Source organism: Hyphomicrobiales bacterium (assembly GCA_016710435.1).
GTDB lineage: Bacteria > Pseudomonadota > Alphaproteobacteria > Rhizobiales > Aestuariivirgaceae > Aestuariivirga.
In genome coordinates this window covers 651872-677898 of the sequence record JADJVV010000001.1, presented here as the reverse complement: position 1 = coordinate 677898, position 26027 = coordinate 651872, and the positions used below count along the sequence as shown (strand labels likewise).

23 protein-coding genes are annotated in these 26027 nt (G+C 61.9%); 8 read left to right on the top strand and 15 right to left on the bottom strand.

The features are described 5' to 3' along the window. Positions 1–122: 122 nt before the first annotated feature. A complete protein-coding gene (locus IPM06_03315; protein ID MBK8769443.1) occupies positions 123–1802 on the bottom strand; it encodes a hydantoinase B/oxoprolinase family protein in 1680 nt (559 codons plus the stop codon). After that, a complete protein-coding gene (locus tag IPM06_03310) occupies positions 1799–3877 on the bottom strand; it encodes a hydantoinase/oxoprolinase family protein (protein MBK8769442.1) in 2079 nt (692 codons plus the stop codon). Before IPM06_03310 ends, IPM06_03315 begins: the two co-directional genes overlap by 4 nt. Positions 3878–3968: 91 nt before the next feature. Between IPM06_03310 and IPM06_03305 the strand changes: the two genes are divergently transcribed. Next, complete coding sequence (locus IPM06_03305) at positions 3969–4994, top strand: substrate-binding domain-containing protein (protein MBK8769441.1); 1026 nt, start codon at positions 3969–3971, stop codon at positions 4992–4994. Positions 4995–4997: 3 nt separating this feature from the next. On the opposite strand, the gene IPM06_03300 is transcribed toward IPM06_03305, so the two are convergent. The 3 genes from IPM06_03300 to IPM06_03290 all read right to left on the bottom strand — a co-directional run bounded on the left by IPM06_03300 (position 4998) and on the right by IPM06_03290 (position 6438). Further along, positions 4998–5156 (bottom strand): hypothetical protein, encoded by a 159-nt coding sequence (locus IPM06_03300; GenBank protein MBK8769440.1) that lies wholly within the window; start codon positions 5154–5156, stop codon positions 4998–5000. A 12-nt stretch (positions 5157–5168) separates the two neighbouring features. Next, a complete protein-coding gene (locus tag IPM06_03295; GenBank protein ID MBK8769439.1) occupies positions 5169–5498 on the bottom strand; it encodes a hypothetical protein in 330 nt (109 codons plus the stop codon). Positions 5499–5724: 226 nt separating this feature from the next. Next, the gene (locus IPM06_03290; GenBank protein ID MBK8769438.1) at positions 5725–6438 is read right to left on the bottom strand and encodes a response regulator transcription factor; all 714 of its coding nucleotides are present in this window, start codon (positions 6436–6438) and stop codon (positions 5725–5727) included. A gap of 471 nt (positions 6439–6909) precedes the next feature. Between IPM06_03290 and IPM06_03285 the strand changes: the two genes are divergently transcribed. Together IPM06_03285 and IPM06_03280 are read left to right on the top strand one after the other, a co-directional pair. Then, positions 6910–7185, top strand: a complete 276-nt coding sequence (locus IPM06_03285; GenBank protein ID MBK8769437.1) for a MerR family transcriptional regulator — start codon at positions 6910–6912, stop codon at positions 7183–7185. Between the two features lie 126 nt (positions 7186–7311). Next, positions 7312–7875 carry a MerR family transcriptional regulator gene (locus IPM06_03280; GenBank protein ID MBK8769436.1) on the top strand — a complete coding sequence of 188 codons (564 nt, stop codon included), beginning with the start codon at positions 7312–7314 and terminating at the stop codon, positions 7873–7875. Here the strand turns inward: IPM06_03280 and IPM06_03275 are convergent. From IPM06_03275 to IPM06_03260, 4 genes are all read right to left on the bottom strand, one after another. Further along, complete coding sequence (locus tag IPM06_03275) at positions 7872–8795, bottom strand: ring-cleaving dioxygenase (GenBank protein MBK8769435.1); 924 nt, start codon at positions 8793–8795, stop codon at positions 7872–7874. The two genes, IPM06_03280 and IPM06_03275, sit on opposite strands and share 4 nt — an antisense overlap. Positions 8796–8800: 5 nt before the next feature. After that, on the bottom strand, positions 8801–9415 hold the full coding sequence (locus tag IPM06_03270) for an alpha/beta hydrolase (protein ID MBK8769434.1): 615 nt from the start codon (positions 9413–9415) through the stop codon (positions 8801–8803). A gap of 39 nt (positions 9416–9454) precedes the next feature. Continuing rightward, a complete protein-coding gene (locus IPM06_03265) occupies positions 9455–10726 on the bottom strand; it encodes a L,D-transpeptidase family protein (protein ID MBK8769433.1) in 1272 nt (423 codons plus the stop codon). A 72-nt stretch (positions 10727–10798) separates the two neighbouring features. After that, on the bottom strand, positions 10799–11584 hold the full coding sequence (locus IPM06_03260; protein ID MBK8769432.1) for a hypothetical protein: 786 nt from the start codon (positions 11582–11584) through the stop codon (positions 10799–10801). A gap of 98 nt (positions 11585–11682) precedes the next feature. On the opposite strand from IPM06_03260, the gene IPM06_03255 reads away from it, so the two are divergent. Beyond that, the gene (locus tag IPM06_03255; GenBank protein MBK8769431.1) at positions 11683–12861 is read left to right on the top strand and encodes an MFS transporter; all 1179 of its coding nucleotides are present in this window, start codon (positions 11683–11685) and stop codon (positions 12859–12861) included. On the opposite strand, the gene IPM06_03250 is transcribed toward IPM06_03255, so the two are convergent. Both IPM06_03250 and IPM06_03245 read right to left on the bottom strand, forming a co-directional pair. Further along, positions 12827–13801 carry a dipeptide epimerase gene (locus IPM06_03250; protein MBK8769430.1) on the bottom strand — a complete coding sequence of 325 codons (975 nt, stop codon included), beginning with the start codon at positions 13799–13801 and terminating at the stop codon, positions 12827–12829. The genes IPM06_03255 and IPM06_03250 overlap by 35 nt on opposite strands. Positions 13802–13808: 7 nt before the next feature. Continuing rightward, a complete protein-coding gene (locus tag IPM06_03245) occupies positions 13809–18761 on the bottom strand; it encodes a hypothetical protein (protein MBK8769429.1) in 4953 nt (1650 codons plus the stop codon). 304 nt (positions 18762–19065) lie between these two features. Here IPM06_03245 and IPM06_03240 point away from each other — a divergent pair, with 304 nt between their 5' ends. Together IPM06_03240 and IPM06_03235 are read left to right on the top strand one after the other, a co-directional pair. Beyond that, complete coding sequence (locus IPM06_03240; protein MBK8769428.1) at positions 19066–19443, top strand: Hpt domain-containing protein; 378 nt, start codon at positions 19066–19068, stop codon at positions 19441–19443. Between the two features lie 100 nt (positions 19444–19543). Then, a complete protein-coding gene (locus IPM06_03235; GenBank protein MBK8769427.1) occupies positions 19544–19864 on the top strand; it encodes a 2Fe-2S iron-sulfur cluster binding domain-containing protein in 321 nt (106 codons plus the stop codon). A gap of 3 nt (positions 19865–19867) precedes the next feature. Here IPM06_03235 and IPM06_03230 read toward each other — a convergent pair whose 3' ends face one another. Further along, positions 19868–21673, bottom strand: coding sequence for a cation:proton antiporter (locus IPM06_03230; GenBank protein MBK8769426.1), 1806 nt, complete (start codon positions 21671–21673; stop codon positions 19868–19870). A gap of 45 nt (positions 21674–21718) precedes the next feature. Between IPM06_03230 and IPM06_03225 the strand changes: the two genes are divergently transcribed. Beyond that, complete coding sequence (locus IPM06_03225; protein MBK8769425.1) at positions 21719–22831, top strand: P1 family peptidase; 1113 nt, start codon at positions 21719–21721, stop codon at positions 22829–22831. Here the strand turns inward: IPM06_03225 and IPM06_03220 are convergent, their stop codons facing one another. Both IPM06_03220 and IPM06_03215 read right to left on the bottom strand, forming a co-directional pair. Next, on the bottom strand, positions 22832–23248 hold the full coding sequence (locus IPM06_03220) for a YeeE/YedE family protein (protein ID MBK8769424.1): 417 nt from the start codon (positions 23246–23248) through the stop codon (positions 22832–22834). It lies immediately after the preceding gene. Further along, positions 23248–23682, bottom strand: coding sequence for a YeeE/YedE family protein (locus tag IPM06_03215; GenBank protein ID MBK8769423.1), 435 nt, complete (start codon positions 23680–23682; stop codon positions 23248–23250). The genes IPM06_03220 and IPM06_03215 overlap by 1 nt, the downstream gene beginning before the upstream one ends. Positions 23683–23735: 53 nt before the next feature. Between IPM06_03215 and IPM06_03210 the strand changes: the two genes are divergently transcribed. After that, the gene (locus IPM06_03210) at positions 23736–24782 is read left to right on the top strand and encodes a mitochondrial fission ELM1 family protein (GenBank protein MBK8769422.1); all 1047 of its coding nucleotides are present in this window, start codon (positions 23736–23738) and stop codon (positions 24780–24782) included. Here the strand turns inward: IPM06_03210 and IPM06_03205 are convergent. Continuing rightward, the gene (locus IPM06_03205; protein ID MBK8769421.1) at positions 24751–25974 is read right to left on the bottom strand and encodes a GNAT family N-acetyltransferase; all 1224 of its coding nucleotides are present in this window, start codon (positions 25972–25974) and stop codon (positions 24751–24753) included. The genes IPM06_03210 and IPM06_03205 overlap by 32 nt on opposite strands. Between the last annotated feature and the right edge of the window lie 53 nt (positions 25975–26027).

The window sequence follows — 26027 nt, the reverse complement described above, 5'->3', positions numbered from 1 at the left end:
GCCGCCGTGACACGTTCCTCACCTGCCGTTCTGCGGCGTCCTCTCCCGCTCACGGGAGAGGTGAAGGGTGCGCGCGCTTCGTCATCCCGCCCGCACGATGGGGAGGGTGAGGGCCCGCGACCTCAGACCAGTCCGGCGCGCTTGTCGGCGGCGATGCGGGCGGGGTCGCGGCGGGTGGTGTCGCCGAAGCCGCCGCCGCCCGGCAGTTCCACCACCAGCGCGTCGCCTGCGGCAACGATGTGCAGACCCTTGTCGGGCAGCTTTGCGCCGGAGCCGAACCTGGCCACGCCATTGCGCCCTGGCTTGCCGCCGTCGCGGCCCTGGGCGGGGCTGTTGATGCGATCAAACGTGCCAGCGGAAATGACGAAGGGTACCGGCTCGCGGTTCTCGATGACGATGCGCTGGCCGAGGCCGCCGCGATACTCGCCCTCGCCGCCGGAGCCTGCGAGGTATTGCTTCTCGCGGAACCACAGCGGGCACTGGCCCTCGGTGATCTCGACGGGGATCGCGCCCACGCCGCTCGGGAAGGCCATCGTCGAGATGCCGTCCTTGCCGGGGCGTGCGCCCATGCCGCCGAGGCCGATCGAAATCACGCTGAAGGGCGTGGCATCGCGCGTCACTTCGGCGGCCACGCGCCCGTGGGCGGAATACAATGAGAGCATCCACAGGGGGCCCGCGCTTTCGGCGGGCACCTTGCCGGGGAGCGCCTGCGCGAGGCAGCCGAAGACGCAATCCGCCAGCATCTGGCCGATCACGTGGCGCGCCGTCACGGGCGAGGGGCGGACGGGATCGATCACCGTGCCGGGTTCGGTCACCATGTCGAAGACCGAGAGCGAGCCGATGTTGTTGGGCACATGCGGCGCAATCACGGCCTTGAGGCCGAAGACGGAGTAGGCGAGCGTGTAGGTGCGGGGGCTGTTGATGCCGAAGAGCGAGGCCGGCGAGGAGCCGGTGTAGTCGATGGTGATCTTGCCGCCCTTGATGATGAGCTTGCACTTGAGGGTGAGCGGGCGCTCGTAGCCGTCGAGCGGCATTTCGTAGGACCATTCGCCCTCGGGCAGGGCCTTGATCGCTTCGCGCGCGCCCTTTTCGGATTGGGTGAGAATGTGCTTCGCCAGCGTGTCAATGGAGGTGAGGCCGAATTCCTCCATCATGGAGACGAGGCGGCGGGCGCCCGTGTCGTTGGCGGAGATAAGCGAAAGGATATCACCCTTCACCTCCACGGGGCTGCGCGAATTGGCGAGGATCACATCCATCAGTTCGTCGTTGATCACGCCCTGCTTGCGGATGGGCAGGTGCGGCACCAGCGTGCCTTCCTCGAAGGAGGAGTTGCCCTTGGCCGTCATGCCCACGCCGCCCACGTCGATCACGTGGCAGGTGGAGGCGAAGAAGGCCACGAGCTTGCCCTTGAGGAACACGGGCGTCATCATCACGTAGTCGAACAGATGCCCGGTGCCGAGCCAGGGATCGTTGGTGACGAAGACGTCGCCGGGCTTCATCGTGGCGGGCGGATACTTCCTGAAGAAGTGCGCCACCGCCGTCGCCATGGTGTTCACATGGCCCGGCGTTCCGGTCATCGCCTGCGCGATCATGTGGCCGTTGACGTCATAGACGCCGGCAGAGAGGTCGCCCGCCTCGCGGGTGATGGTGCCGAAGGCGGTGCGCAGCAGCGACTGCGCCTGCTCCTCGACGACGGCAATCAGGCGGTTCCACATCACCTGTGTGCGAATGGCCTCCAGCGCACTGCGGGCGCTGGCAGGAGTCGATTTGGGCGCAACGCGCCGGGATGCCTGCTTGCTCATTTCGTGCGCTCCAGATGGATGTAGCCGGCCGAGTCGATGCGGGCGGTGAAGCCGGATGTGACGATGGTCGATGTCTCGTGCTCGGCGATGATGGCGGGTCCCTTCAGCGTGGCGCCGGGGGCGAGATCGAAGCGCCAGTACACGGGCGTCGGCAACAGCTTGCCCGACTTGCCGTCGAAGACCTTGCGGGAATGCTTGGGGCTGCCTGATGACCGGCGCGGCGCCTTGCGGGCAGGCGCCGGCGGCTTCACCGTGGACGATACCGTCACCGACCAGGTGGTGATTTCCGCCTGCTGGTGCGGAATGGTGAGGCCATAGACCGTCTCATAGGCGCGTTCGAAGGCGGCCTTGAGCGTTGCACCATCCCTGGCGTTCAGCGTGCGCACGGGAATGGCGATCTGGATCTCATGGCCCTGGCCCACGTAGCGGCCATCGGCGACGATCTTCACGGTGGGCTTGGCGGTGCCGATGGCGGGCTTCACCACGGCGGTGGCATCGCGCACCATCTGGTGCAGCAATGCGTTCACGCGGCCGGCATCGAAGTCATCAAGGCCGATGATGGCGCTGCGGGTGATTTCATAGGCGATGGGCGCCTGCAGGAAGCCGATGGCCGAACCCACACCCGCACCCTTCGGCACGATGATGTGGTTGATGCCGACCTTCTCGGCGAGGCGGCAGGCATGCAGCGGGGCCGCGCCACCGAAGGCGATCATGGTCGCCGAGGCAATATCCTTGCCGCGTTCAATGGCGTGCACGCGGGCGGCGTTCGCCATGTTCTCCTCGACGATCTCGGCCACGCCCGCAGCAGGCCAATGGGCCTCCAGCGCCAACGGCTTGCCGATCTCCGCGGCCAGCGCCCCAACCGACGCACCCTCATCGAGCGCAATCTTGCCACCGGCGAAGAAGGCGGGATCAATCTTGCCGAGCGCGATGTTGGCGTCGGTCACGGTGGGCTTCGTGCCGCCACGGCCATAGGCCGCAGGTCCAGGGGTAGAACCGGCGCTGTCCGGCCCCACGGTGAGGCGGCCCAGCTTGTCGACGCGGGCGATGGAGCCGCCGCCGGCACCGATCTCGACCATCTCGATCACGGGAATGCGGACGGGAATGCCCGAGCCCTTCATGTCGCGATAGGCGCGAGCGATCTCGAAGCGGTGGGCGCGTTCCGGCTCGCCGCCGCTCAGCAGGCAGATCTTGGCAGTGGTGCCGCCCATGTCGAAAGAGACGACTTCCGGCAATTTGCACTGGTGGGCGATGCGGCTCGCGAGGATGGCGCCGCCAGCGGGGCCGGACTCAACGAGGCGGATCGGGAAGCGTGCGGCCGTCTCCAGCATGGTCAGCCCGCCGCCGGACATCATCAGGTAGAGGGGCGCGTTCAGCCCGGCCTTGGCGAGGCCTTGCTGCAGGCGGTGCAGATAACCTGCCATCAACGGCCGCACGTAGGCATTGGCAACGGTGGTGGAGAAGCGCTCGTATTCACGAATTTCCGGTGCGACCTCGCTGGAGATGCAGATGGTCACATCGGGCGGCAGCAGGGGCTTCAGAAGCGCCCGCAGACGTTCCTCGTGGGCGGGGTGGGCATAGGCATGGAGGAAACCGATCGCGACGGCGCCCGCGCCCTCGGCGGTGATGGTCTGTGCCAGCTGCTGCACCGCTGCTTCATCCAGCGGGATCAGTTCCTCACCCGTGACCGCGAGGCGTTCGCGGATGGTGAGACGCAAATGGCGGGGGACCAGAGGCTCCGCCCGGTCGATCATCAGGTCGTAGTGGTCGAACCGCTTCTCGTAGCCTTGCTCGATCACGTCGCGGAAGCCTTCCGTGGTGATGAAGGCAGTGACGGCTCCCTTGCGTTCAATCAGCGCATTGGTCGCCAATGTGGTGCCGTGGATGAAGACGTCCACATCTTCCGGCTTGAAGCCTGCCTCGGCGATGAGGCCCAAGGCGCCTTCCAGAACAGCGACTTCGGGTGCGGCCGTGGTGGTCAGCAGCTTGCCGCTCCAGCGCCTGTTTGCCTGTTCGAGGACAATATCGGTAAAGGTGCCGCCAATGTCGGCGGCGAGCTTGAGAGGATGAGCCATGGTGGCAGGGCATGCCGCAGTTGCCCGCGTTTGACAAGGTCTGCCACCCCAGCTTGAACAGCCCCGGAAAATGGCCCATGAGTGCGATTGCATGAGCAAGATCACGATTCAGGACGTGGCCCGCAGGGCAGGGGTCAGTGTCGCCACCATCGACCGGGTTTTGAACCGGCGGCCCGGCGTCAAGGCGTTGACCGTCGAGAAGGTCGAGACAGCCATCCGCGAACTCAACTACCAGCCCGACCGCATCGCGGCACGGCTGGCACGCGGCAAGGATTACCGTCTCTGGTTCATCCTGCCCACGACGGCTGGTGAATTCATGCAATCCATTGCTGCGGAAGTGGAAGATGCAGCGCGGCGCATGGCGTCGGAGCGTGTCACCATTCTTGTGCGCAAGGTGGACGTCTTTGACGGCCCACTGCTGGCACAGGTTCTGGACGACATGCGCGACGACGTGGATGGCGTTGCCGTCGTGGCGCTGGACCACCCGGCAGTCCGTGAGGCCATCAACGCACTCGTTGCACGCGGCAAGACTGTCGTCACCCTTGTGTCCGACGTGCCGGGATCGAAGCGGACGCATTTTGCCGGCATCGACAATTCTTCGGCCGGCCGCACGGCTGCTGGCCTGATGGGCCGGTTCCTGCGCGGACAGAAAGGCAAGATCGGGCTTTTCGCCGGTTCACTATCGTTGCGCGACCACATCGAGCGCCAATTCGGCTTCGAGCAGGTGATGGCACATGAATTTCCGGGGCTGCAGATTCTTCCCGTACGTGAGTCCCGGGATGATGTTGAGCGGAGTGCCGAGTTGACGGCGCAACTCATCAAGGAACATCCCGATGTGATCGGCATCTACAACGTGGGCGGTGGCACCAAAGGCATCGTCGCAGGACTTGAATCGTCCGGGCGGGCAGGCGACGTGGTCTTCATTGCCCACGAAGTGACGGAAGGCTCACGCAAGGCTCTCATCCGCGGAACAATCGATGCCATCATCAATCAGGACGCGGGCCATGAAGTGCGCTCGGCCGTGCGCGTGCTGATCGCCAAGGCGGACAATGCGCCACTTGTTGAAGCGCAGGAACGCATCCGCATCGACATCTTCATGCGCGACAACCTGCCATAGACTTCAGGCCAGGAAGCGCATCAGCAATGTCCAGACCATGAGGTTCATGGCAGCGAGCAGAATGATGACCGGCAATTCATAGAGACTGTACGAGTTGGCTTCCGCGGGCTCTTGCCGGGCGGGATAGCTCAACACTGCCTGCATGTTTTTGTGGTTCTTCATCGCAGCCTCCTCCTATGCGGCGGGCATCATGAGGGCGCGGCAATTGGTTGCGAGTTCCCGCGTCGACAGGAGATCGTCCATCTCGGCTGGACTGAATGCCGTGTGATCCATTTCCGGTTCGAGATCGACAAGCGTATCGAACAGCATGGACTTCTTCACGACGAGAAACGTCTCTTCATATTTGATCCCCTGGTTCAGCAGCCAGTATTCCGCCTCCAGGATATTGCGCAAGCGGCGCAATGCCTTGAAAAAGGCCAGTCGTTGCTGGCCGGGTTCACATTCATCAGCCTCAATGTCGGGAGCAAAATCGTCGTTGATCGGTTTCGTCTTGAGCATCGTCACGGAAAATCTCCTCTGTTGCATTCTTCAAGCACGCGGACTTTGCGTGGGGATTGCATCGGGAGCAAAAGCGGGAGCCAAATTGACGCACGTTTTCCCGTCGGCAAGAAAAAGCCCCGGCAAGGACGGAGACTTGCCGGGGCTCAACGCAAATGAGTACTGAATAGACTACAACAATACCTGCTTGCGGGAAGATGGTGTGGTGAAGATCATGATGGCGCGCTCAGACTCACTGTGCCGTCTCTGCTTGCTCCGTTTCAGTTGCGCGGCGGCCGCCGACAAGTTTGTAACCGAGGTGGCGCAGGCTGGAGATGGGATCGTAGCCCAGTTCCAGCTTCAGCTTCTTTCGCAACCTGCAGAGATGCGTATCGATCGCCGTCTCGTGGGCGTCCACCTCGGATAATCCGTACACGGCGGAAAAAATCTGTTCGCGCGTCACGCGGCAGGTGTGGCGCTTTGCGAGAAATTCCAGGATGCGCTGTTCGCGGCGTGGCAGTTGCATGCGCTTGCCGTTGACGAGCGGTTCTGAGCCGTCATCGAAAACGGCGAGCCGTCCGTCTTGCCAGGCAGGCGCCGTGGCGTCTGCCTGGCTCCGGTTGAGGCGGTGCAGCCGCTTCAGCAGTTCGCTGAGCGCGACCGTCTCGTGCACGACGTCATCTGCGCCTGCATCGAAGAGGGCCGCGGCCAATTCAGGATCTGATCCGGATACAGTGGCAATCACGGGAACCGGAAAGGAGCGCTTGGCGTGGCGTGTCAGCGGAATGCTGTTGCTCACGGCGCCAATGACGACGAGGTCCAATGCTTCGATTTGTGAACGGACAAGTTCAAGCCACCCCTCATACAATTCGTCGGGCGCGATACGTTCAATAGAATAACCGTGATTGCGCATCTCCGCGTGGATCTTGCGCGCATGCTGGGCACTTTCCTCGACGATCAAAATCAACGGAATATTCTCCAGGACGCTTCGCTCATGACTGGGGGTGTAAGGCCAATTTATTAACAGATGCTTAGACGAAGTGCTTTTGTCGTTATATTACAATGAGTTGCATGAACCATGTGGAAGATGTTCAACCTTGTTGAACTGTTCTCGAACTGCTTGAAGGCAGTGAAAAAGACAACGTTAGATAATTGTATCGTTGTTCGAAAATAAACGTCGTCGGGGCAATTTTTGACACTTATTCAATGCCAGGCTGCATTCGATATGGCGTTTGATGTCTATCAATTCATCCGGTGTGTCTGTGCGATAGTTGCATCCCGTTCATTGCAGGAGGAACGCCGCGTGTTCGACCGTTTGCTTTCTGATCCCATCGTCGAGGATGCCACAGCAGAGTCGCGCGATCTCTGCACCATCGGAGAGGCAGCGCGGATTGTCGGCATCTAGGCCAAGACCATCCGCTTCTATGAGAAGGCCGGATTGTTTCATCCCTCCCGCGCAAGCGGCACACGCATCTTCCGGTTCGAGGATATTGCTGCTCTCCGTGTCATAAAGATGCTGCGGGCTTTGGGCGTAAGTGTGAAAGAGATCAAGCGCGTGATGACCTGCGCACATTTCGAGAGCCGCGCCGCACAACATTCGCCGTGCCTTGTCAAGCTCGTGGAAGAACAGCTGATGCGTCAACGCAAAGAAGTTGAAATCCTGCAGCACAATCTCTCGGTCGCTGAATTATTTCTCATTTCAACGGCAGCGTGAGCTTCCACCTACTGTGCACCCGCAGGTATTGAATAAATATTCCAACATGTGGAATTTCAATTTGTCTTTTATTTCTTCAGATAGAATTTATTCATGGACCATGAGGAAACTTTGCGGCTGATATAAGTGGAATATTTCTTCCGTTTTGAAGGAACATCTGGTATTATTACCCTACAAGTTCTGGTTTCCAAGCAAACGGCCGGGGGCAACGGCCCATTTCTGGAGGACGATCGTGTGTTCATACCTTTACTTACTGATGCCCTAGTTGAATCGGGCGAGCCTACTGCGGACTTGCTTTTCACCATCGGGCAAGCCGCAGCCGTCGTCGGCATCGAAGCCAAGACCATCCGTTTTTATGAAAAGATGGGATTGTTTAGTCCGGCACGGGCGAGTGGTCTTCGCGTCTTCCGGTCTTGCGACATCTTCAAGCTGAAGCTGATCAGGGCCCTTCGTTCACTGCATGTGAACGTCAAGGACATCCGCCACATCATCAATTCCGCACTCCTCGATGGAGAGGCCGCGTTGAAGACGCCGGCGTTCCTGAATTTTCTGGCGGATCGCATCGCCGAACACCGCAAGGAACTGGAGGTGATGCAGCACAACATCTCCATGGCGGAAACATTCCTGTCACGGACCTCGCCGGGGCAGCAATCGCCGTCAACGCTGCAATGCCCGGACCTTCGAAACTAGAGTTTCTTCAATCCCGCCTCGATCTGGGCGCGGCGGCCTTCGAGGAATGGCGGCAGCGACAAGGTTTCCCCCAATTTGTCCATTGGCTCGTCGGCCTGGAAGCCTGGCCCATCGGTGGCAATTTCGAAAAGAATGCCGTTGGGCTCCCGGAAGTAGAGGCTCTTGAACCAGTAGCGGTCCACCGGTCCTGAATTGGGCACGCGCAGCGTGCGAAGCCGGTCAGCCCAGGCGCCATAGTCGGCCATGGGCACGTTGAAGGCCACGTGATGCACGCCGCCCGCGCCTTGCTGGGCGGGGGCTAGCCCGGACTCTTCCACCACATGCAGTTCGGCAACCGGTCCCTTGCCCTTCATGGCAAAGACGTGCGTGTTGCCGTCCGTGCCACGCCTGGTCATGCCCATGACCTTGGTCAGCACATCCTCTGTTGGCGCGATGTCGGGTACGCTCAGTGAGATGGGTCCCAGGCCTCGAATCTGATGGGCCTCAGGCACTGTGCTTTTGTCCCATACGGCAAAGGGCGTATCGCTTTCGTCCGCCACCAAGCTGAGCCGCTGTCCTTCAAAGTCTTCGAAGTCCAGCGTGAGCCGGCCGTGTTTCTCCGCAGGCGAGCCAACAGCTACGCCGTGGACCTTGAGGCGGTCGACCCAGAAGCTGAACGCCTGTTCGCCCTGAATGCGAAAACCGGTGCGGCAGATGGAGTGTGTGCCGCGGCGCTCGCGCGGTGCGGGCCAATCGAAGAAGGTGATGTCGGTGCCGGGCGACCCTTTGCCATCGGCATAGAACAGGTGATAGGCGCGCACGTCGTCCTGGTTCACAGACTTCTTCACAAGGCGAAGTCCGAGTACCTGCGTATAGAAGGCGTGATTGCGCGGCGCATCAGCCGTGATGGCCGTGAGATGGTGAAATCCGTTGAGTTGCATGGGTGTTACTCCTGTGCCGCTAGGAAACGGCTGGTGTGCGTGAGATCGGCTGCAGTCAAGCCGTGCCCCGCAGGCATAATTTCGTGGGTCAGTTCTGCGCCGGCCTTGCGCAGATCGCCCGCCAGGCGATTGGCGCCAGTGAGCGGAATCATCGGGTCGTCCTGGCCAGACAGCAACAAGACGGGTGTTCGCGGCAACGAGAACGCCGGCATTGCTGCAAACGGAACCATGGCGCGCAGGAGGACAGCGCCACTCAGGACTTCGGGATGCAGCACCAGCAGCGCCGCCGCGATGTTGGCACCGTTGGAAAATCCAAGGGCCATGGGTGCCGCAATACCATAATGAGCGACGGCACCCTTGATGAAGGCCGCCAGTTCACTGCATCGCAGACGAATGTCATCCTCATCGAAGCGCCCCTCTGCAAAGCGGCGGAAGAAGCGCGGCATGCCGTTTTCCAGAACCTTGCCACGGGGCGACAAGACGGTGCGGCCGGGCGCCACCGCTTCGGCAAGTCCCAGAAGGTCGTGTTCATTGCCTCCCGTTCCGTGAAGGAGGAGCAGGGGACGGGCGAGGCTCGTGCCCTTGCCGAAGACAAAGTGGAAGTCGGTGGCGTAATCCATGGTCCGCAGATAATGCGGGCCAAATCGTCATTCAAGCAATCACATTTCCGCGACGGGTTCAGGCTGCCCGAAGACGAACTCCTTGCCGTCGAGCTTGTAGACGTCGGGACGGAAGTTCACGCGGCCATCCTCGGTGGCCCAGGCCGTGAGGTACATGAAGCGCACGTCCACCAGGCTTTTCACCGGCATGGGGAACGTCTCCTCGCTTGCCGTGATCATCTCGAACTGGGCCTCGTCAAAGCCGTCCTGCCCGGCGAGGATCCAATCCACGAACATGCGCACCTGGTCAACGCGAACACAACCGGAGCTCTCGTAGCGCGCATTGATGGCGAACAATTCGCGGTGCGGCGTGTCGTGCATATAGACCATGAACTTGTTGGCGAAATTCACCTTCACTGTGGCAAGTGAATTGTGTTCGCCGGGCTCCTGGCGGAAATGGTAGCGGTCGGGTGCGGCGGAATACCAATCCACGCTGCGGGGATCGATCTCGGGACCGCCGACGCCATCGAACACGCGGATGCGCATCTGGTCAAGGTAACCCGGATCTTCGAGAAACTTGGGAAGAATGTCGCGCGCCACGATGGAGGCGGGGGCGTTCCAATAGGGATTGAAGGTCACGTCACTGACCTTGCTGGCCAGCGTCGGTGTCGGCCGCTCCAGCTTTCCGCACACGACATTGTGCCGGGCGAAGACGATGCCATCTTCCACCGTTTCCAGCTGCACCGACGGGATGTTGACGAGGATGTTGCGGCTGCCCAGCCCCTCGCCATACGCGCGAACGCGGGGGAGATTGTCCTGCAACTGAAAGAGGCGGTGTTCCGCCGGCATGTTCAAGGCCGCATAGGTGCGGCTCTCCACTTTGCCCGAGGTATAGATACCGTGGTTGTATTGAAAGGATTTCAGCGCGCGCGCCAGGTCGTCATCAAACGCATCGGGCGCAGCCACGCCGAGATTGTCGAGATCAAGGTAACCTTCCCGTACGAGGCGTTCGCGGAGTTTTACGACGACTTTCGACTTCGCGCCCCTGTCCAGTTTTGCATTGGGGAGTTTCGTCCATCCGCCCTGCGCCACGATCTCTTCGTACATGGCGATCGCGCCCTGCATGGCCTCTTCAGAACCGCGCGTCACCATGGCGGCCTCGTTGCGGTCCGCAATCACAGCGGTGCGGGTTGCCAGTTTGCCGGGGTTGGCGGCAACTGCACCCATGGCCGCGATTGAGCCTGTCTGTTCCCCTTGCGCCCATGCGGGAGCCGCGAGGCTTGCGGCCAACCCGGCGAGAATATTGCGGCGCGTGAAACAGTTGGAAGGCACGATGGTCCCCGAGAAGTGTCGCTGGCGCACAGAGTCGCGCAACTTGGTGAATGAGGTCTTAAGCCCGGACTATCAGGCAGCGTTACCCGTTTCTGCCTCGTCCACCAGCGGAACGTCCAGCAGTTCCTCCGGCTTGCGGCGGATGATGACCACGCGCGAGGTCTTGCTGACCGCAGGGATCAGAAGTGTGACTTCTGCCGCGGGGGGTGCGGCCGCTTCGCTGATCATGGGAACAGGTTGAACGGATAGCGCGTCTTCGGCTGGAACCGGCGCGGCCTCACCTGCCTTGCGGATGACGAGACGGGCACCGCGCTCCACGTCCTTTGTGGCGGCTGCGGGCAAGGACGCCGGCGCGGCTATTGTCTTGCGCGGTTCAGGGGCGGGCGTTTCGAAAACACCGGCCTCGGGCGGGAAATAGGTTGTCTTTGCCTCCGGCAGGGAAGCCGGGCCAAAATCCTGGTCCAACTGATCAACGAGGAGCAGGGCGCGGCTGACACCGGCGTTCACCAGGGAGGCACCAGGATTGGTTTCTGAAAATGCTGATCGCGCCATGTCCGACAGCTTGGCGAACAGGCGACCCTCGTCAGAGAGTTGCTGCTTGCTGCTGTCAAGCCCCGCGATTTCGCGCCGCGCGGTGGCGATGGCCGAGCGGGCCCTCGCAACAAGTGCGCCATCAATTCCCGTGGGGGATTGACTGGCAATGACACCTTCCAGTTTCTGAATGGCGGAGAGGATGTTGCCTGTGTCCGACTTGCGCAACCGGGTTTCGAATTCACGGACAAACCAGCGCCCGCGTTCCGACTCCTTGACGGTCTCCAGCAGGTCCTCAAAGTTCAACGACGGGTCCTGGTCTGACATTACGCAACTCCACACACTGCCCGGCACCATGGCGCAGGGCTCACATGCGGTGATATTCGTGGAAAGTGGTGAATATTGGGTTTAGACGCCCGTTTCGCATGTCGCCCCGCCGTTTCAGCCTCCGCTTTTCCATAGCCTATGCGCTCATGATGCTGGGCAGCGGCGTGCAATTGCCGTTCCTGCCCCTGTGGTTGTCCGCCAAGGGCATTGATCCTTCCGGCATTGCCGCGATTGTTGCGGGCATGATGGCCATCCGGACGGTTTCGGCTCCGCTGTTTGCCTGGATCGCGGATCACTTCCGGTTGCGCCGGCAGGTGATCATCGGCTGTGCTGCGGTGTCTTTCCTGTCCTACCTGTCTCTGGGACTGGTGAGTGGCTTCGGAGCCATCGCCGCGGTGGCACTCCTGGCGTCTTTCTTTTTCGCGCCCGTGTTCCCGCTTTCGGAGAGCTACAGCGTCGATGCCAGTGCGGCCCTGGGGCTCGACTACGGACGGATCCGTCTCTGGGCATCCCTCAGTTTCCTGTCCGGAAGCCTGGGGTCCGGATTGCTGCTCAGCCACCTCGATCCGCTGGATACGGCGTGGCTGTTGGCAGGTGCCTTCGGCCTCGCCACACTTGCGGCCCTGCTGCTGCCGCCCGAGCCCACCGTGTTGAAATCACCAAAGCCGAAATCCGCTTCATCGATGGGCGCAGGACGGTTTCTGTTTGGCACGAGCTTCACGCTTTTCCTGCTCGTGGCAGGGACGGCCCAGGCTTCGCACGGCATGATGTACAGTTTCAGTTCGATGCATTGGCAGCAATTGGGTTTCAGCCCCGCGATCATTGGCCTGATGTGGACCGTGGCGGTAATGGCGGAGGTGACATTGCTTGCCTTTTCCAACCGGGTGGTGGAGCGCTTTGGGCCAGGCCCCATCTTCCTTGCCGGCATCAGCGGCGGCATCCTGCGCTGGAGCCTTCTTGCCTTCGTGGAATCCATGCCCGTCATCATGGTGCTGCAGGCCCTGCATGCCGCCTCCTTCGCGATGACGCATCTTGGCACCATGCACATGATCCGTCTGATGGTACCTGAACGCATCCGAAATCGCGCCCAGGCCCTGAACACAGCGTTGGCTGGCGGCATCCTCATGTCGTCTTCCATCTGGGCGTCGGGACCGCTGTTTCATTCCATCGGGTCGAAAACTTATCTGGTGATGGCAGGCGTATCGCTCGTGGCGTTACTTGCCGCAATTCCGCTGCTTCGCGTCAGCCCCAGAGTGCGCGCGGCGGCGGATACATGAGGCTTCCCTCAAAGGGAATTCCGGGTTCGCGGTCTTTCCGCAGAAGCAGAGGGCCATCCAGGTCCACGACTTTCGCCATCTGTCCCACGAGTGTTGCAGGTGCCATGGAAAGTGATGTGCCGACCATGCTTCCCACCATGATCTCCAGACCCCGCAGTTCTGCGGCTTTCGCCAGGGCGAGGGCAGGTGTCAGTCCGCCCGTTTTGTCGAGCTTGATGTTGATCGCGTCGTAGCGCGCAGCCACTGTGTCCAGCGATTCAAGTCCGTGGGCCGATTCATCGGCGCAGATGGGGCAGTCGCGGGAGATGTCCTGCAAGGCTTCATCGGCTCCGGCAGGAAGGGGCTGCTCCACCAGTTCCACCTGTGCCTCGCGGCAGGCACGCAGCATCAATGGCAGAACCTCGGCGGACCAGCCCTCATTGGCGTCCACGATCAACCGCGCATCGGGAACGGCATCGCGGATGGCGGCGAGGCGGAAATCGTCGCCCGGCTTCCCCAGTTTCAACTTGAGCAGGGGGCGGCGTGCAGCGGCGGCTGCCTGCGCCATCACATCCGCGTCCGCGAGACTAATCGTGAAGGCCGTGGTCAGCGGTTGCGGTTCGGCGATCCCGGCGAGGGTCCAGGCGGGCGTGTCTTGCGTCTTGCTCGTCCAATCCCACAGCGCGCAATCAAGGGCGTTGCGGGCTGCATAGGGCAACTCCATCGCCGCGATTCCGTCGAAGCTGATGTCGCCACCGCCGCAGCGGGCAAGCGCTTCCAGCACCTGCTGTACGGTTTCTCCGTAGCGCGGATAGGGCACGCATTCGCCATGACCCGTGATTCCATCCTTCTCGAGCGTCACCACAACCACATCCGCATGGGTCTTTGTCCCACGCGAGATGGTGAAGGGTTGCTCCAGCGGCCAGGATTCATGACGCGCCGAGAGGGCGAAGGCCGTCATGACATCCTCACTGGTTCTGAACGCGGCCGGAAACTTCCGCCAGCATGAGGTAAACCTCACCACTTTGCGAGGCGAGCACCTCATCAATGGTGGCGCTGCCGCCGGGCAGTTCGGCCAGTGTATCCATCAGCCGCTCGAAGAGGCGGATGTATCCGTTGATGCGGCTGCGCAGCAGACGTTCCTCGGCATAGCGAGCGGTGAGGTTCTTCACGTTGCGCTTGCCACGGCTGTCGTGCAGGCGCTGGGTGTAGATGCCCTTCTCGCCACCGCCGTAGCGCTTTTCCAGGTCGCGGGGCAGGCCACCGTCGACAGCTTCCACGATTTCGCGGGAAGAGCCGTGCAGCTTCTGCGTCGCCGTGGAAATCTCCTTGGCGATGGCGCCGGTGTCGGCGGCACGCGCAGGGGGCGCTGCCGGGCGGGCGGGCGCACGCTGTTGCGGCTTGCCACCAGCCAGGGCTTCGACGCTGGCCGCGATCTGGGCCATGGTGCCTTCAAGCCCCTGGTTGCGCGGCTCGTTGCGGTCGCTGATCCGCTCCGGATCTTTTTTCAGGGCGCTGGGCGTTCCGGAGGCAGGAGCGGAGAACGCGGCGCCCTCAGATTTTCCCGGGGAGGACCCCGGCGGTGTTCGCCCGCCGCCTCCTCCATAACTGGGTGTGTAGGATGTGGATGGTGTCGAGAAGTCGAGTGTTCCACTCTGCCGGCGAACAACGTCCGAGAGGGCGTTAAGAGCCGCAATCTGGTCGGCAACCACGCGGCGCATGGCGTCGGCGTTGGAACGCGTCTCTTCCGGCAGGTCGATGACGGCCCGCTTCAGTTCATTGCGCGCCGAGTCGATGTCCTTCACCACCTGTTGGGCGGTAATGCGCATGTCCTGTGCCGTCTGCTGGAAATCGCTGGCCGTCGAGGACAGCATTTCATTCATGCTGGCGAGGGCGCGTTCATGCTGCTCGCGCAACAGGCGGGCGGCCTGGTTGACCTGGCCCGAAGACGAACCTTCGAGGCGCTTCAACTCTTCTTCCAGCCGTGCGATCGCCACGTTGGTCTGTTCGCTGACCACGCGGCTGATGTCGCGCGACCGGTTTTCGGCGGCATTGAGCGATTCCTCGATCATGTTCATGTAGCTGGACATGACCTGGTCCACCTCGCCGGCGCGGCGCGATGTTTCGGAAATCAGGCTGTCGAGCACCTCGCGGCGGTTGGACAGCATGCGTTCCATTTCGGCGTTGAACTTGTCGATCGAGCGATCCACCAGCGAGGTGACGTCGTCGAGGCGTTCCGAAATGCGCGTTCCCGTCACTTCCAGCTTGCCCGTGAGCTGCATGGAAATGCTTTCCAGACGCTGGTCGATGTCGCCTGCCGCGGAGGCCAGCTGGTCGGCCAGATAGGTGTTGGCCGTCTCGATGTGATGCGAAAACTTGCGGTGGGCTTCGTCGATCTTGCCAGTCGATGCATCCGCCGCTGCCGTGAACTCTGTCGCGGCGCGGTCGATGCGGTCGGAGAGCAGGCCGGTTTCCTGTTCGAAGCGGCCCTTGATCTCCATGGCAGTATTGCCCAGACCTTCGGCGAAGGCGTTCTGCGCCTTGCCGAATGTCGATTCCATTTCGGTCGATGCCTGGTCGATGGAGGTGACAAAGCGGTCCGAACTGCTTGTAAGGCGGTTGGTGACGTCGCTGGTGACGCGTTCCAGGTGACCCGACGCGATGTCGAACCGTTCGCCAAGGTCGCGGGCCGTTTCCGTGAGGTTGTCGGCCATGCGGTTGGTGTTGCTGGTGAACAGGTTGGTGAGGTCGGATGTTGCCTGTTCCAACTGGCCGCCGAGGCGGGCCTCGGTGGCCTCCAGCAGATTGCCGAGCTGGCTCGAAGAGACGTCGAGTTTGCTGGTCAGAGACTGCGTCACATCCGCCACGCGCGTGGTGACAACGCCAGCCGTGGCATCGATGTTCTCGTTGATGCGCAGGGCAACCGATTCAAGCTGGTCGTTGATGTGCAGCGAGGTCTGCTCCAGGCGGCCATAGAGCTGCATGGAGGTGTCCTTGAGCCTGTCAGTGAGGCTGCCAGCGGAGCTCTCCAGAACCTGGATCATGCCGTCGCGGGCCGTGCCCAGCTTGTCCATGAATTCGCCGGAGATCGAAATGAGGCGGTCAGTGACAACGCCGCCGGAGTTCTCGATCGATGCCGAGAGGGCGAGACCTGAGTCCTGCATCTGGTGGCTGACGATCTCGGAGGTCTCCTTGAGGTGCGAGGCGATGGTGCCACTGGTCGCGACGAGGATGTCGTTGACGCTGGCGCCTGTCGACTGAAGCTGGTGCGACACGAGCGACGTGACTTCGCTGATCTTCTGCGAGGTGGCGCCCGAGACGTTCTCGAGCTTGCTGACGGCAAGACTGAGACTGTTGTCGAACGTGCCCATGGCCTGGGAGAACGCGCCGCTGAAGGTGGTCGTCAGCGATTCCGTGGATGTCTTGAGCGTGCCGGTGATGGAATTGGCATGCTTTTCGATGTGCGCGCCCAGTGCCGCGGCATGGTTATCCATGCGGTCGAGCGTATTGGTAACCGAGCCCGCCATGGAATTGTTGATCTGCTCGCTCGCATCCTTCATCGCGCCCATGAGCGTGTTGGAATACTGCGTCACCTGCTGGCCAAATGTCTCGCCCGTGCGGTCGAGGCGGTCCACGGCGCTGTTGTAGGTTGTCTCGAAGGAGCCCGTGACGGCAGTCGTGGCGTCACGGAGTGCGGTCACGAAGGTGCCGGTGTGGCTGTCGATGGTGGTGTTGATGCCGGACACCGTCTTGTCGAGCTTGGAGATGGCGTCGGCATACTGACCGGTGAAATTCTCCGTCAGCTGTTCGGCCGATCCGCGCAGGTTATCGATCAGGGTATTGGTGCGCTGGTCAATATTGCCGCTGAGCGCGGTAACGGTACTGTCAAGTTTACCGATGGCGTCCGCATACTGACCGGTGAAATTCTCCGTCAGCTGTTCGGCCGATCCGCGCAGGGTTTCGACCAGGGTGTTGGTACGCTGGTCAATATTGCCGCTGAGCGCGGCAACAGTGCTGTCAAGTTTGCCGATGGCATCGGCGTAGCTGGAATTGAAGCCGCCGGTGAGTTCACCCGTGGCTTCACGCATGGCCTGCAAGAGGCTCTGCGCATGGTTGTCCACCGTTCCGGTGAGATGGGACACGGTCTTGTCGAAGCGGTCGATGGCGCCGCCATAAGTCGAGTCGAAGGTGCCTGTGAGTTCTGCCGAGGCATCGCGCATCGTTGCCACGAAGGAATTGGCGTGGTCGTCGATACGCTTTCCGATCTGGGCCGCCGAAGTGTCGAACTTCGAAATCGCACTGCCGAACGTCGCATCGAAGGTGTTGGTGAGTGAATCCGTGGCGTTGCGCATCGTGTCAGAGATGGCATTGGCCTGGTCGGCGATGTGGGAGCTGAGGGCCGAAGATGCCTGCTCGATCCGTGTCGCATAGGTGGCGCCGGACGAGTCGAGTTGCGACAGGAACTGGTTGCCGGACTGGTCGAGGCCCGCAAGAATTTGCGTGCCCGCAACATTGATGCGGTCGGCGAGACGGTTCGTGGCGTTGTCGAAATTGCCCGTGATCTGCGAGGCCGCCTGGTCGACGAATGTCGTGAGGTCGGTGCGCGACTGGGCGACACGGTTGATGAAGTCAGCGGAAACGTTCTGCAGGCCTTGGGTCACCTGGGCACGGCTGTCCTCGATCTTCTGCGAGGTATCGATGCCTGCGCGCTCGATCAGGCTGGCGATCTCGCTCGTCGTGGCCTTCAGATGATAGCCGATGTTATCGCTGATGCTGCCCACGGTCTGCTGCAGTTCGCCGGCGGCCAGCTTGATCTGGCTGGCGCTGGCGCCGCTCAGGCGTTCAATCGTGGCGCCCACATCGTTGTTGGCCATGGCGATCTGGTCGGCGCTCTGGCGCATCAGCTGGATGAGGTTGGCTTCCATTCCCTTCACCTCTCCGCCGAACTTGCGCGACTCGCTGCCCAGCGTGTTGGCGGCGGCATTCAGGATCTGCACGTAGTCCTGAAGCTGCGTGGAGAAGCCTCGGAAGTCGTTGAGTAGCATGGTGGACATGCGCTCGAACTGGGAGGAGTGGCCGCCGATTTCCTGGCCGGCCATGGCAGCGCGGGTGGAGACATCTTCAATGGTGCGGGCAAGTTCAACGGTGGAACCCTTCAGGCCATCTTCAAGGCGCGAGAAGGTCGAGAGGGCCACATTGATGACCTGGCTCAGATTGTTGGTGTTGCTTTCGAGGCGTTGCAGCAGGGGCGCTGCTTCGCCACCGACAAGCTGGCTCGTCTGCTGCAGCGCTGCACGCTGGGTTTCCAGGCCGTTCACCAAACTGCGGATGCGGTCTTCATTGGCACCGAAGGCGCGTTCGACAGCAGAGATTTCCTTGTGAACGATTTCCTCGAGGGCGGCGGCGCGCTGATAGGCATGCTCCACGCCGCCGACAAGCAGATCGACCTCATGGCGCACATTCTGCGCAATCGAGGTCAGGCCCTCGGCCGCAACATCCTGCGGACGAAGCAGACGCACCGACGATTGCACGAGAATTTCAGAGACCTGACGCATGCGCTGGGCGTGCCAGAGGTAATAGGAGAGGGTGAACACGACGGCCATCGGCCCGAACAGCAGCAGCACCATGGCAAGCACATTGGTGTCCGCGGCAATGCGGCCGTTGATGAAATCGACAACCATGGTCCGGTTGGCGATCAGGAAGAGGAAGCCCCAGACGATCGAAATCACAATCGCTGGCACATAGACGTTGTAGCTGGGCTGCCGGCGCAGGCGCGCCAGCATCATGGCTGTGGCAGGATCGTTCTCATTGGCGGGCCGGCTGCGAATCTGTGGTTCGGCCGCCGTGGCGGGGCGATCACTTTCGGCCTGCAGGGCAGCAAACCGTTCCCTGCGTCCCTTGTCAGAAGAATTCTTCGCCATGCTCTCACCCGCACTCGTTACGTCACAGACTTGCCGCGACTATTGTCCCCACCCATCAGACAACCTCAACGCGAAACCAATGCGTTGCGGGGCCACCGCCTGATCCGGGCATTGCCACCATATTAACCTAATGAGTCCGTTGCTTGAACCCTTTGCAGGCCGGCATCTGGGGGTAAATGAAAGTTTGGTTAAAAATGTGGAGCGAATTGATTCGATTCGGGAAACTTCCCCTCAACCATAGTACTTCACTCTATTTCATTGTCTTTACGGCAGATTTCGGGTTCCAGGCCGAGGGGAAATCGCATTGTCCGCCGTCAATTACGAGTTTTCAGCATCGCAACCAGAACTGGTCCAGCGCGTCACATTCGATGAGGGACATTTTGCCCGCCAGACCTTCGGCGATGCCGACCTGCAGCGCGAGATCATTCAGCTTTTCCTCGGACAGGTCAAAGACGCGCGCAATGCTCTGTCTCGGCCGATGACGACGACGGCATGGCGTTTCCTGACCCACACCTTGAAAGGCGCCGCCGCATCCGTCGGTGCATCGCGCATGGCGCAGATGGCTTCGGAGTGGGAGCTCGCAGGATCACCGCAGGACCCGGCGTTGCGCGACGAAATCCTGGCCGCCTTCGAGGCGGAGGCCCGGGCCTTTGGCGACGCGGTTCGGCCATTCTGCGATTGAGGGCAGCGCGCCCTGCGCAGGGCTCGTCCTCGTCTGCGTGGTTGCCAGCCGCAGGCAGTTCTCCTAAGAGACCGCAAAATTTCATTGCACCGGCAGGGTTATGGCGAAGATCACATTCATCCAGTTCAACGGCACCGAGATCGAAACCAACGGCGTCCCCGGCATGACGGTGATGGAAACCGCGATCAAGAACCAGGTGCCGGGCATCGATGCGGATTGTGGTGGCGCCTGCGCCTGCGCCACCTGCCATGTTTACGTGGAGCCGGAGTGGGTGGAAAAGACTGGCACACGCAATGCGATGGAGGCGGACATGCTCGATTTCGCCTTCGAGGTGCGCGACAACTCGCGGCTCTCCTGCCAGATCAAGGTGACGGATGCCCTCGACGGGCTTCGCGTGCGCGTTCCCGAAAAGCAGTTCTGAACCTTACCGTGACGGATTGCGCGGCAGGCGATTGCGCAGTTTGCGGCGCGCCTCGCTGACCGCCTCGCGGCGGTTGGGACGCCCGAGCAGCTTGCGGAAACCATCGCGGCGCTCGTGTACGGCTGCAATCGCCAGTCCCATCGGTACACCGGTTTCCACCAGCAGCGCTTCTCCCAGTTGCAGGCTCGACTCGATGGTTTCCGGAACTGCTTCGGTCACGCCTGCGAGATACAGCTTCATGGCATGACGCTCGTCTCTGGCGCGCGCGATGATCTTGAGTTTCGGATTTTCCTTGCGGGCGATGCGAACAATTTCCTCCGCCTTTGCCGGGTTGTCCATGGTGACTGCCAACGACTGGGCGGTTTCAAGTCCGCACTTGGCGAGGAACACGGGGTCGGCGGCATTGCCGTAGAAAACGTTCCTGCCATCCTTGTGGTGCTGGCTGACGGCTTGCACATCCTGGTCGATGGCGAGATAGCTGAGGCCATGTTCCTCCAGCATCGAGGCGATGAGCGAGCCGACGCGGCCAAAGCCCGCGATGATGACCTTCGGCTCTTCGCCTTCCGGCACGGCGGGCGGCGGCAGTTGGGTGGCCGTGGCGTTTTTGCGCAGGGAATTCACCACGGGCCTTGTGGCACGTCCGATCAGCGGCAGGGTGAACATGGTGATCGACACGACCAGAAGCACGCTGCTCATGTCGGCGCCCGTCACCAGCCCGAGGGCCGTGGCGGAGCCGATGATGACGAAGGCGAACTCGCCGCATGGGCCGAGCAGGAATGCTGTCTCCACTGCCGCATGCCGCGCCACGCGAAAGGCGCGGGCCAGTCCGAAAATCAATGCGGCCTTGATGAGCACAAGTGCAGCGGCCGCACCCAGAATCCGCCACGGATCCGCAAGGATGCCATGCATGTCGAGGCCGAGGCCCACCAGAAGGAAGAAGAGGCCGAGCAGCAGGCCCTTGAAGGGTTCGATGATGGCTTCCACGGCACGGCGGTATTCCGTCTCCGCGAGCATGAGGCCGGCAATAAAGGCGCCGAGTGACATCGACAGTCCCGCCGCTGTGGCGATGGCGCCGGTGCCGATGGCGATGAAGAGCACTGCCGCCATGAACAACTCGGGACTCTCGCTCAGCGTCACCAATTTGAGGATGGGGCGGAGCGCATATCGTCCGACCGCAACGATCAGGGCGACGGCTGCGGCTGTCTGCACGAAGGCGAGGCCGATGCTGGTGACAAGGCTGCCACCCGCTGGCTGTGACATAATGCCGACGAGGATCAGCATCGGAATGATGGCGAGGTCCTGGAACAGCAGGACAGCAAAACTTGTGCGACCGGCCTGGGAGCCCAGCCGCTTTTCGCTCGAGAACATCTGCACGACAATCGCTGTCGATGACAGCGACACCGCCATGCCGATCACCAGTGCCTGCTGTTGCGTGAAGCCGAGCAGAAGGGCCGCACCCGTCAACAGCAACACCGATGCCAGCACCTGCAAGCCGCCCAGCCCGAAAACCAGCCGCTTCATGGTGAGGAGGCGTTCCGGAGACAACTCCAGCCCAATCAGGAAGAGCAGGAACACAACGCCCAGTTCCGCCAAAGCGGCAATGGATGTGCCGTTGACGATCGCCAATGTGGAAAGCCACGGCCAATAGACCGCGAGTTGCCCGAGCACCTGCGGCCCCAGCAGCACGCCCACCAGCATGAAGCCCAGGATATTGTTGATGCCGATGCGTTTCAGCAGCGGAATGGCAACACCCGCCGTGCCGAGAACAATGAGAGCTTCCTTGAAATGCGCAACCGATTCAGCAACCATAGGCCCCTTAAAGCGGGTTGGCCGCCGCAACTCAAGGAGAGCCGCATGTCTTCGATCCATTGGAAGAAAACGCCAACGGGCCATCTGCGCGGGCGCGGGCTTGGATTGCCCTTCCCGGGCGAGCCGGGGAAGTTCAATGCAATCACTGATGTGGCTGGAGTGGAAGTGGGGCTGACCACGTTGATCGCGGGTGAAGGCCGGCTTGTGGTGGGCAAAGGACCGATCCGCACCGGTGTCACCGCCATCCTGCCGCGTGGACGCGCGGGCGCGCATGTTCCATGTGCGGCGGGATCCTATTCATTCAACGGCAACGGCGAAATGACCGGCCTCGTGTGGATCGAGGAAGCAGGTGAGTTGCAGACGCCCATCACAATCACCAACACGCATTCCTGCGGCATCACGCGCGATGCCACGATCCGCTGGATGGTGGAACGCAAGATCGGCACGGGGCAGGACTGGGGACTTCCCGTGGCAGCGGAAACCTATGACGGCGATTTGAACGACATCAACGGCTTCCATGTGACCGCCGAACACACCATGGCGGCACTTGACGGGGCGCGGGGCGGCGCGCTGGAACTGGGCAGCGTGGGTGGCGGCACGGGCATGATTACCTATGATTTCAAGGCCGGCAACGGCAGCGCTTCGCGTCTCGTGGAGATCGAGGGGCGGCGCTATGCGCTTGGCGTCTTCGTGCAATCCAATTTCGGCCGGCGTCAGGACTTCACGCTGCTCGGTGTGCCGGTGGGGGCCCACATCCTGCACGACCAGTTGCGCGGCAAGGACCAGGGCTCGGTGATTGCCATCATCGCGACGGATGCGCCGCTGCAGCCGCACCAGCTCAAGCGTCTGGCGCGGCGCGTGCCCGTGGGGCTGGCGCGCACGGGCACTGTCGGCAACAACAGTTCAGGCGACATCTTCCTCGCATTTTCCACTGCGAATGCGGAGGCACATCAGTCGCGCGCCGCACTGCGGCAGGCGGACTACCTCGGCAACGGCGCGATGGATGGCCTGTTCCGTGCCGTGGCAGAAGCAACGGAAGAGGCCGTCATCGATTCCATGATCGCCAATGACACCATGACGGGGCGAGATGGTGCGCGCTCCATCGCCCTCCCGCATGCCGACGTCATGGCGTTGATGCAGCGCTACCAGCGCCTGTGATCAGGTGAGCTTGCGGGTGAAGGCGCGCGTGACGACCATCCCCACTGCCATGGCGGCGACGAAGGCGATGCTCTGCATCTGGCCGAAGACGAGACTTGCGATGGCGGGGCCGGGGCAAAAACCGCTCAAGCCCCAACCGATGCCAAACAGTGCAGCGCCACCCAGCAGCCGCACATCAATCGCGGTGATCTCGGGCAGATGAAACCGGTCCGCGAATATCGGCGTCTGCCGCCGCAGCACAAGGCGGTAACCCACCACCGTCACGGCGAGGCCAGCGCCCATCACGAAGAGCAGGGTGGGATCGAAAGCGCCGGTGATATCCATGAAGTTCAAGACCTTCATGGGATTGACCATGCCGGAGATGGTGACGCCAAGGCCAAAAAGCAGGCCACTCACAAGCGTGAGAAGATTGCGCATCATGCCGCTCCCAGCACGTGGCGCATGACAAATACGGTCATGATGGCTGCTGCCATGAAGGTGAGGGTGGCCACCAGCGAGCGCAGCGAAAATCGCGCGAGACCGCAGATGCCGTGCCCGGAGGTGCAACCGTTGCCAAGCGTGACGCCGATGCCGACGAAAAGTCCGCTCACCACGGTCATTGTCATGCCGGATGGAAAGCTGATGTCCACTGAACCCGCCCACGCCCCCGCAAATGCTGCACCCGCCAGCAGGCCCACCGTGAACATGAGTTTCCAGACAACGTCTTCGTCGAAGCGCGTCGCGAACATTCCGCTGAAGATGAAGCTCGCACCTGCAATCCGTCCTGCGGATGCGAGCAGCACGACGGCCGACAAGCCGATCAGAACCCCGCCGATGGTTCCGGCGAAGGGCGTGAATTCCGTGATGTGCATGACAATGTTCCCCTTCGTGACATTAGGTGCGCCGCCGCCTAATGGAAAGTGAAATGAAAACGCCGAAACCATCGATCTGGGTCCTGCTAGGGGCGCGTGCGGGTGATAACGCGCAAGCCATGGAACTGGGGCGGCGCCTCGGCGGGCCGGTGGTGACGCGGCAACTCGCTTTCAACACGCGCTCCAACCTGCCCAACTGGATGACGGGACCCGGCTTCTTCGGCCTCACGTCGTCATCGGCTGAAGCGCTTGTTCCGCCATGGCCCGACATCGCGATTGGTGCAGGACGGCGCAGTGCGCCGGTCAATCTCGCGATCCGGCAACGCTCGCAGGGCAAGACGCTTGCCATCCATATCGGACGCCCGCGCATGGATGCGGCGCGTTTCGACATGGTGCTGACGACGCCGCAATACGGTCTGCCCGGTGGAAGCAATGTGGTGATGCTGGATTTTCCTTTCGCCGTGGCCCGCGATGTTCCACCGCAGACGCTCGCGGCGTTCGATGCCATGTGGTCGCATTTTCCGCGGCCGTGGATAGTGGGTGTCATCGGGGCCGCCAAATTTCCGATCCGTTTCGGCGTGCGGGACATCGAAGCTTTTGCGCAGGGGCTCAATGACCTGGCGCGGCGGATGAAAGGCAGCGTGATCCTGATGGATTCGCCCAGAAGCCTGCCCGGGGCGATCGATCTCGTGGCAGCGGGAATCACCGTGCCCAATTGGGTGTGGACGCGCGGGCACGGCGACAATCCCTACCAGTCCGCGCTGCGGCTCGGAGACGCCTTTGCCGTCACATCGGACAGCGTTTCCATGGTGGCCGAAATGGTCCAGACAGGCCGCCCCACTTACGTCCACCGCTTGCCTGTGTCCTCCTTCGTGCCCTCATGGCAGGCGCAGCAGGGACTGGGCGCCCGACTGGCCCGGCGTGGAATCCTGTCGCCGCCACGAAGCGTTGCGGCCTACGTCGAACGCCTGTCTGTGAAGGGCTGGGTGGGTGATCTGCAGAGCGGAACGCCGCCGCGCCTATCCTTCGTGCCATCCGACGAACACGATGTGGCGGTGCAGCGGATCCTTACTCTGTGGAACGGGCGCGCAACGGGTTGATGTAGCGCAGCACCGATTGCGGCAAGCGGTAGTAAGCCGCACGCAGGAGAGGGCGGAGATGGCTGAGGTACAGTGTTCCCGCCACATTGCCGCGCCCCGAAAGCGGAAGATAATAGTCCTGCGTGGGCATGCACGCCGAGCTCCACGATTCCTTGTGGGCATCGTAGGGGACCATGAGGTCGAACACCTTCATGCCGTCGGCGAGGCAGCCGCGTTGCGAGAGGTCGAAATGAAGACGCCCCGGTGAGAGATCGGTGAGCTCGTTGCGGTGGGAGGTGATGTAGGCGAAATGCGTACCGCCTGTGCGGAAGCTGATTTCCCATGAGACCGGCTTGTCGCCAGCACGCAGTTCAGTCACGACCATGGCCAGGGTTTCCTGGTTGCCGCGCGCGAGTGTCTTCAGGAAATCCAGATGGAACGGGCAGTGCATGACCTGATTGATGCGGCCACGTTCGCCCAGCCACTTGTTCTTCTCCACGATGGCCTCGGCGACGGCGGCGTCCGAGATTGTTCCGAGTGGTACGCGCGAGAATGTTACCGGACCCAGTTCTTCCAGGTGCTTGCGGATCTTCTTGCGGCGCTTGCGCTGGGTTCCGCTGTAGCGGTTCTCGTAGTCGGTTTCGGCCGCAAACTGGGAGAGGTCGAGATAGGGTGCCTTTTCATCCAGCCGCGCATTCACGAGTTCATGGGCGGCCACGCTGGCCAGCGTGCTGTCATTGCGCACGTGGCGCAGGCGCAGAATGTCGATTTCCTTGAAGCGGCGGATGAAGCGGAGCGCATTGGCAACCCACAGGCGCGCGCATTCCCCCTTCGCACAAACGACGTCGCCGTACTGGCCAAAGGGTTCCGTGAGCCAGCAGAGAACGTTGAGGCCGGCGCGCCGCACCTTCATCAGGGGCCAGACAAAGGCCAGGCGGTCATTGTTGAAACCGGCAATCACATGAATTTCCGGGCATGTGCCTGACGCGCAATAGGTGCGGCACCAGGCAGATATCCAGTCGAAGGTCTGGAAGGCGGTCAGCGTCTGGGCGTTCTTCTCCAGTTCGCGCCAGTTCTCTTCGAGTGCGAGAAGACCCGCCAATGAGGTGACGAGAGTGAGATGCCCGTTGGCTGGAACGCTTGCGGCCTGCTCCAAGGCAGCAGGCGGCGATGTCACCACGGTGTCGTGAGGCAGCGCTGCAAGTCTGTCCATAAGGCATGTCCCTTCCCGGCAGCACTCTTGTCTGCAAATTATCAGGAAAGTGC

Excerpts from the sequence above, each read along its gene's own strand:
- IPM06_03315 (MBK8769443.1), bottom strand. The coding sequence starts at position 1,802 with ATGAGCAAGCAGGCATCCCGGCGCGTTGCGCCCAAATCGACTCCTGCC.
- IPM06_03310 (MBK8769442.1), bottom strand. The coding sequence starts at position 3,877 with ATGGCTCATCCTCTCAAGCTCGCCGCCGACATTGGCGGCACCTTTACC.
- IPM06_03305 (MBK8769441.1), top strand. The coding sequence starts at position 3,969 with ATGAGCAAGATCACGATTCAGGACGTGGCCCGCAGGGCAGGGGTCAGT.
- IPM06_03300 (MBK8769440.1), bottom strand. The coding sequence starts at position 5,156 with ATGAAGAACCACAAAAACATGCAGGCAGTGTTGAGCTATCCCGCCCGG.
- IPM06_03275 (MBK8769435.1), bottom strand. The coding sequence starts at position 8,795 with ATGCAACTCAACGGATTTCACCATCTCACGGCCATCACGGCTGATGCG.
- IPM06_03270 (MBK8769434.1), bottom strand. The coding sequence starts at position 9,415 with ATGGATTACGCCACCGACTTCCACTTTGTCTTCGGCAAGGGCACGAGC.
- IPM06_03260 (MBK8769432.1), bottom strand. The coding sequence starts at position 11,584 with ATGTCAGACCAGGACCCGTCGTTGAACTTTGAGGACCTGCTGGAGACC.
- IPM06_03255 (MBK8769431.1), top strand. The coding sequence starts at position 11,683 with ATGTCGCCCCGCCGTTTCAGCCTCCGCTTTTCCATAGCCTATGCGCTC.
- IPM06_03250 (MBK8769430.1), bottom strand. The coding sequence starts at position 13,801 with ATGACGGCCTTCGCCCTCTCGGCGCGTCATGAATCCTGGCCGCTGGAG.
- IPM06_03245 (MBK8769429.1), bottom strand. The coding sequence starts at position 18,761 with ATGGCGAAGAATTCTTCTGACAAGGGACGCAGGGAACGGTTTGCTGCC.
- IPM06_03235 (MBK8769427.1), top strand. The coding sequence starts at position 19,544 with ATGGCGAAGATCACATTCATCCAGTTCAACGGCACCGAGATCGAAACC.
- IPM06_03230 (MBK8769426.1), bottom strand. The coding sequence starts at position 21,673 with ATGGTTGCTGAATCGGTTGCGCATTTCAAGGAAGCTCTCATTGTTCTC.
- IPM06_03225 (MBK8769425.1), top strand. The coding sequence starts at position 21,719 with ATGTCTTCGATCCATTGGAAGAAAACGCCAACGGGCCATCTGCGCGGG.
- IPM06_03220 (MBK8769424.1), bottom strand. The coding sequence starts at position 23,248 with ATGCGCAATCTTCTCACGCTTGTGAGTGGCCTGCTTTTTGGCCTTGGC.
- IPM06_03215 (MBK8769423.1), bottom strand. The coding sequence starts at position 23,682 with ATGCACATCACGGAATTCACGCCCTTCGCCGGAACCATCGGCGGGGTT.
- IPM06_03210 (MBK8769422.1), top strand. The coding sequence starts at position 23,736 with ATGAAAACGCCGAAACCATCGATCTGGGTCCTGCTAGGGGCGCGTGCG.
- IPM06_03205 (MBK8769421.1), bottom strand. The coding sequence starts at position 25,974 with ATGGACAGACTTGCAGCGCTGCCTCACGACACCGTGGTGACATCGCCG.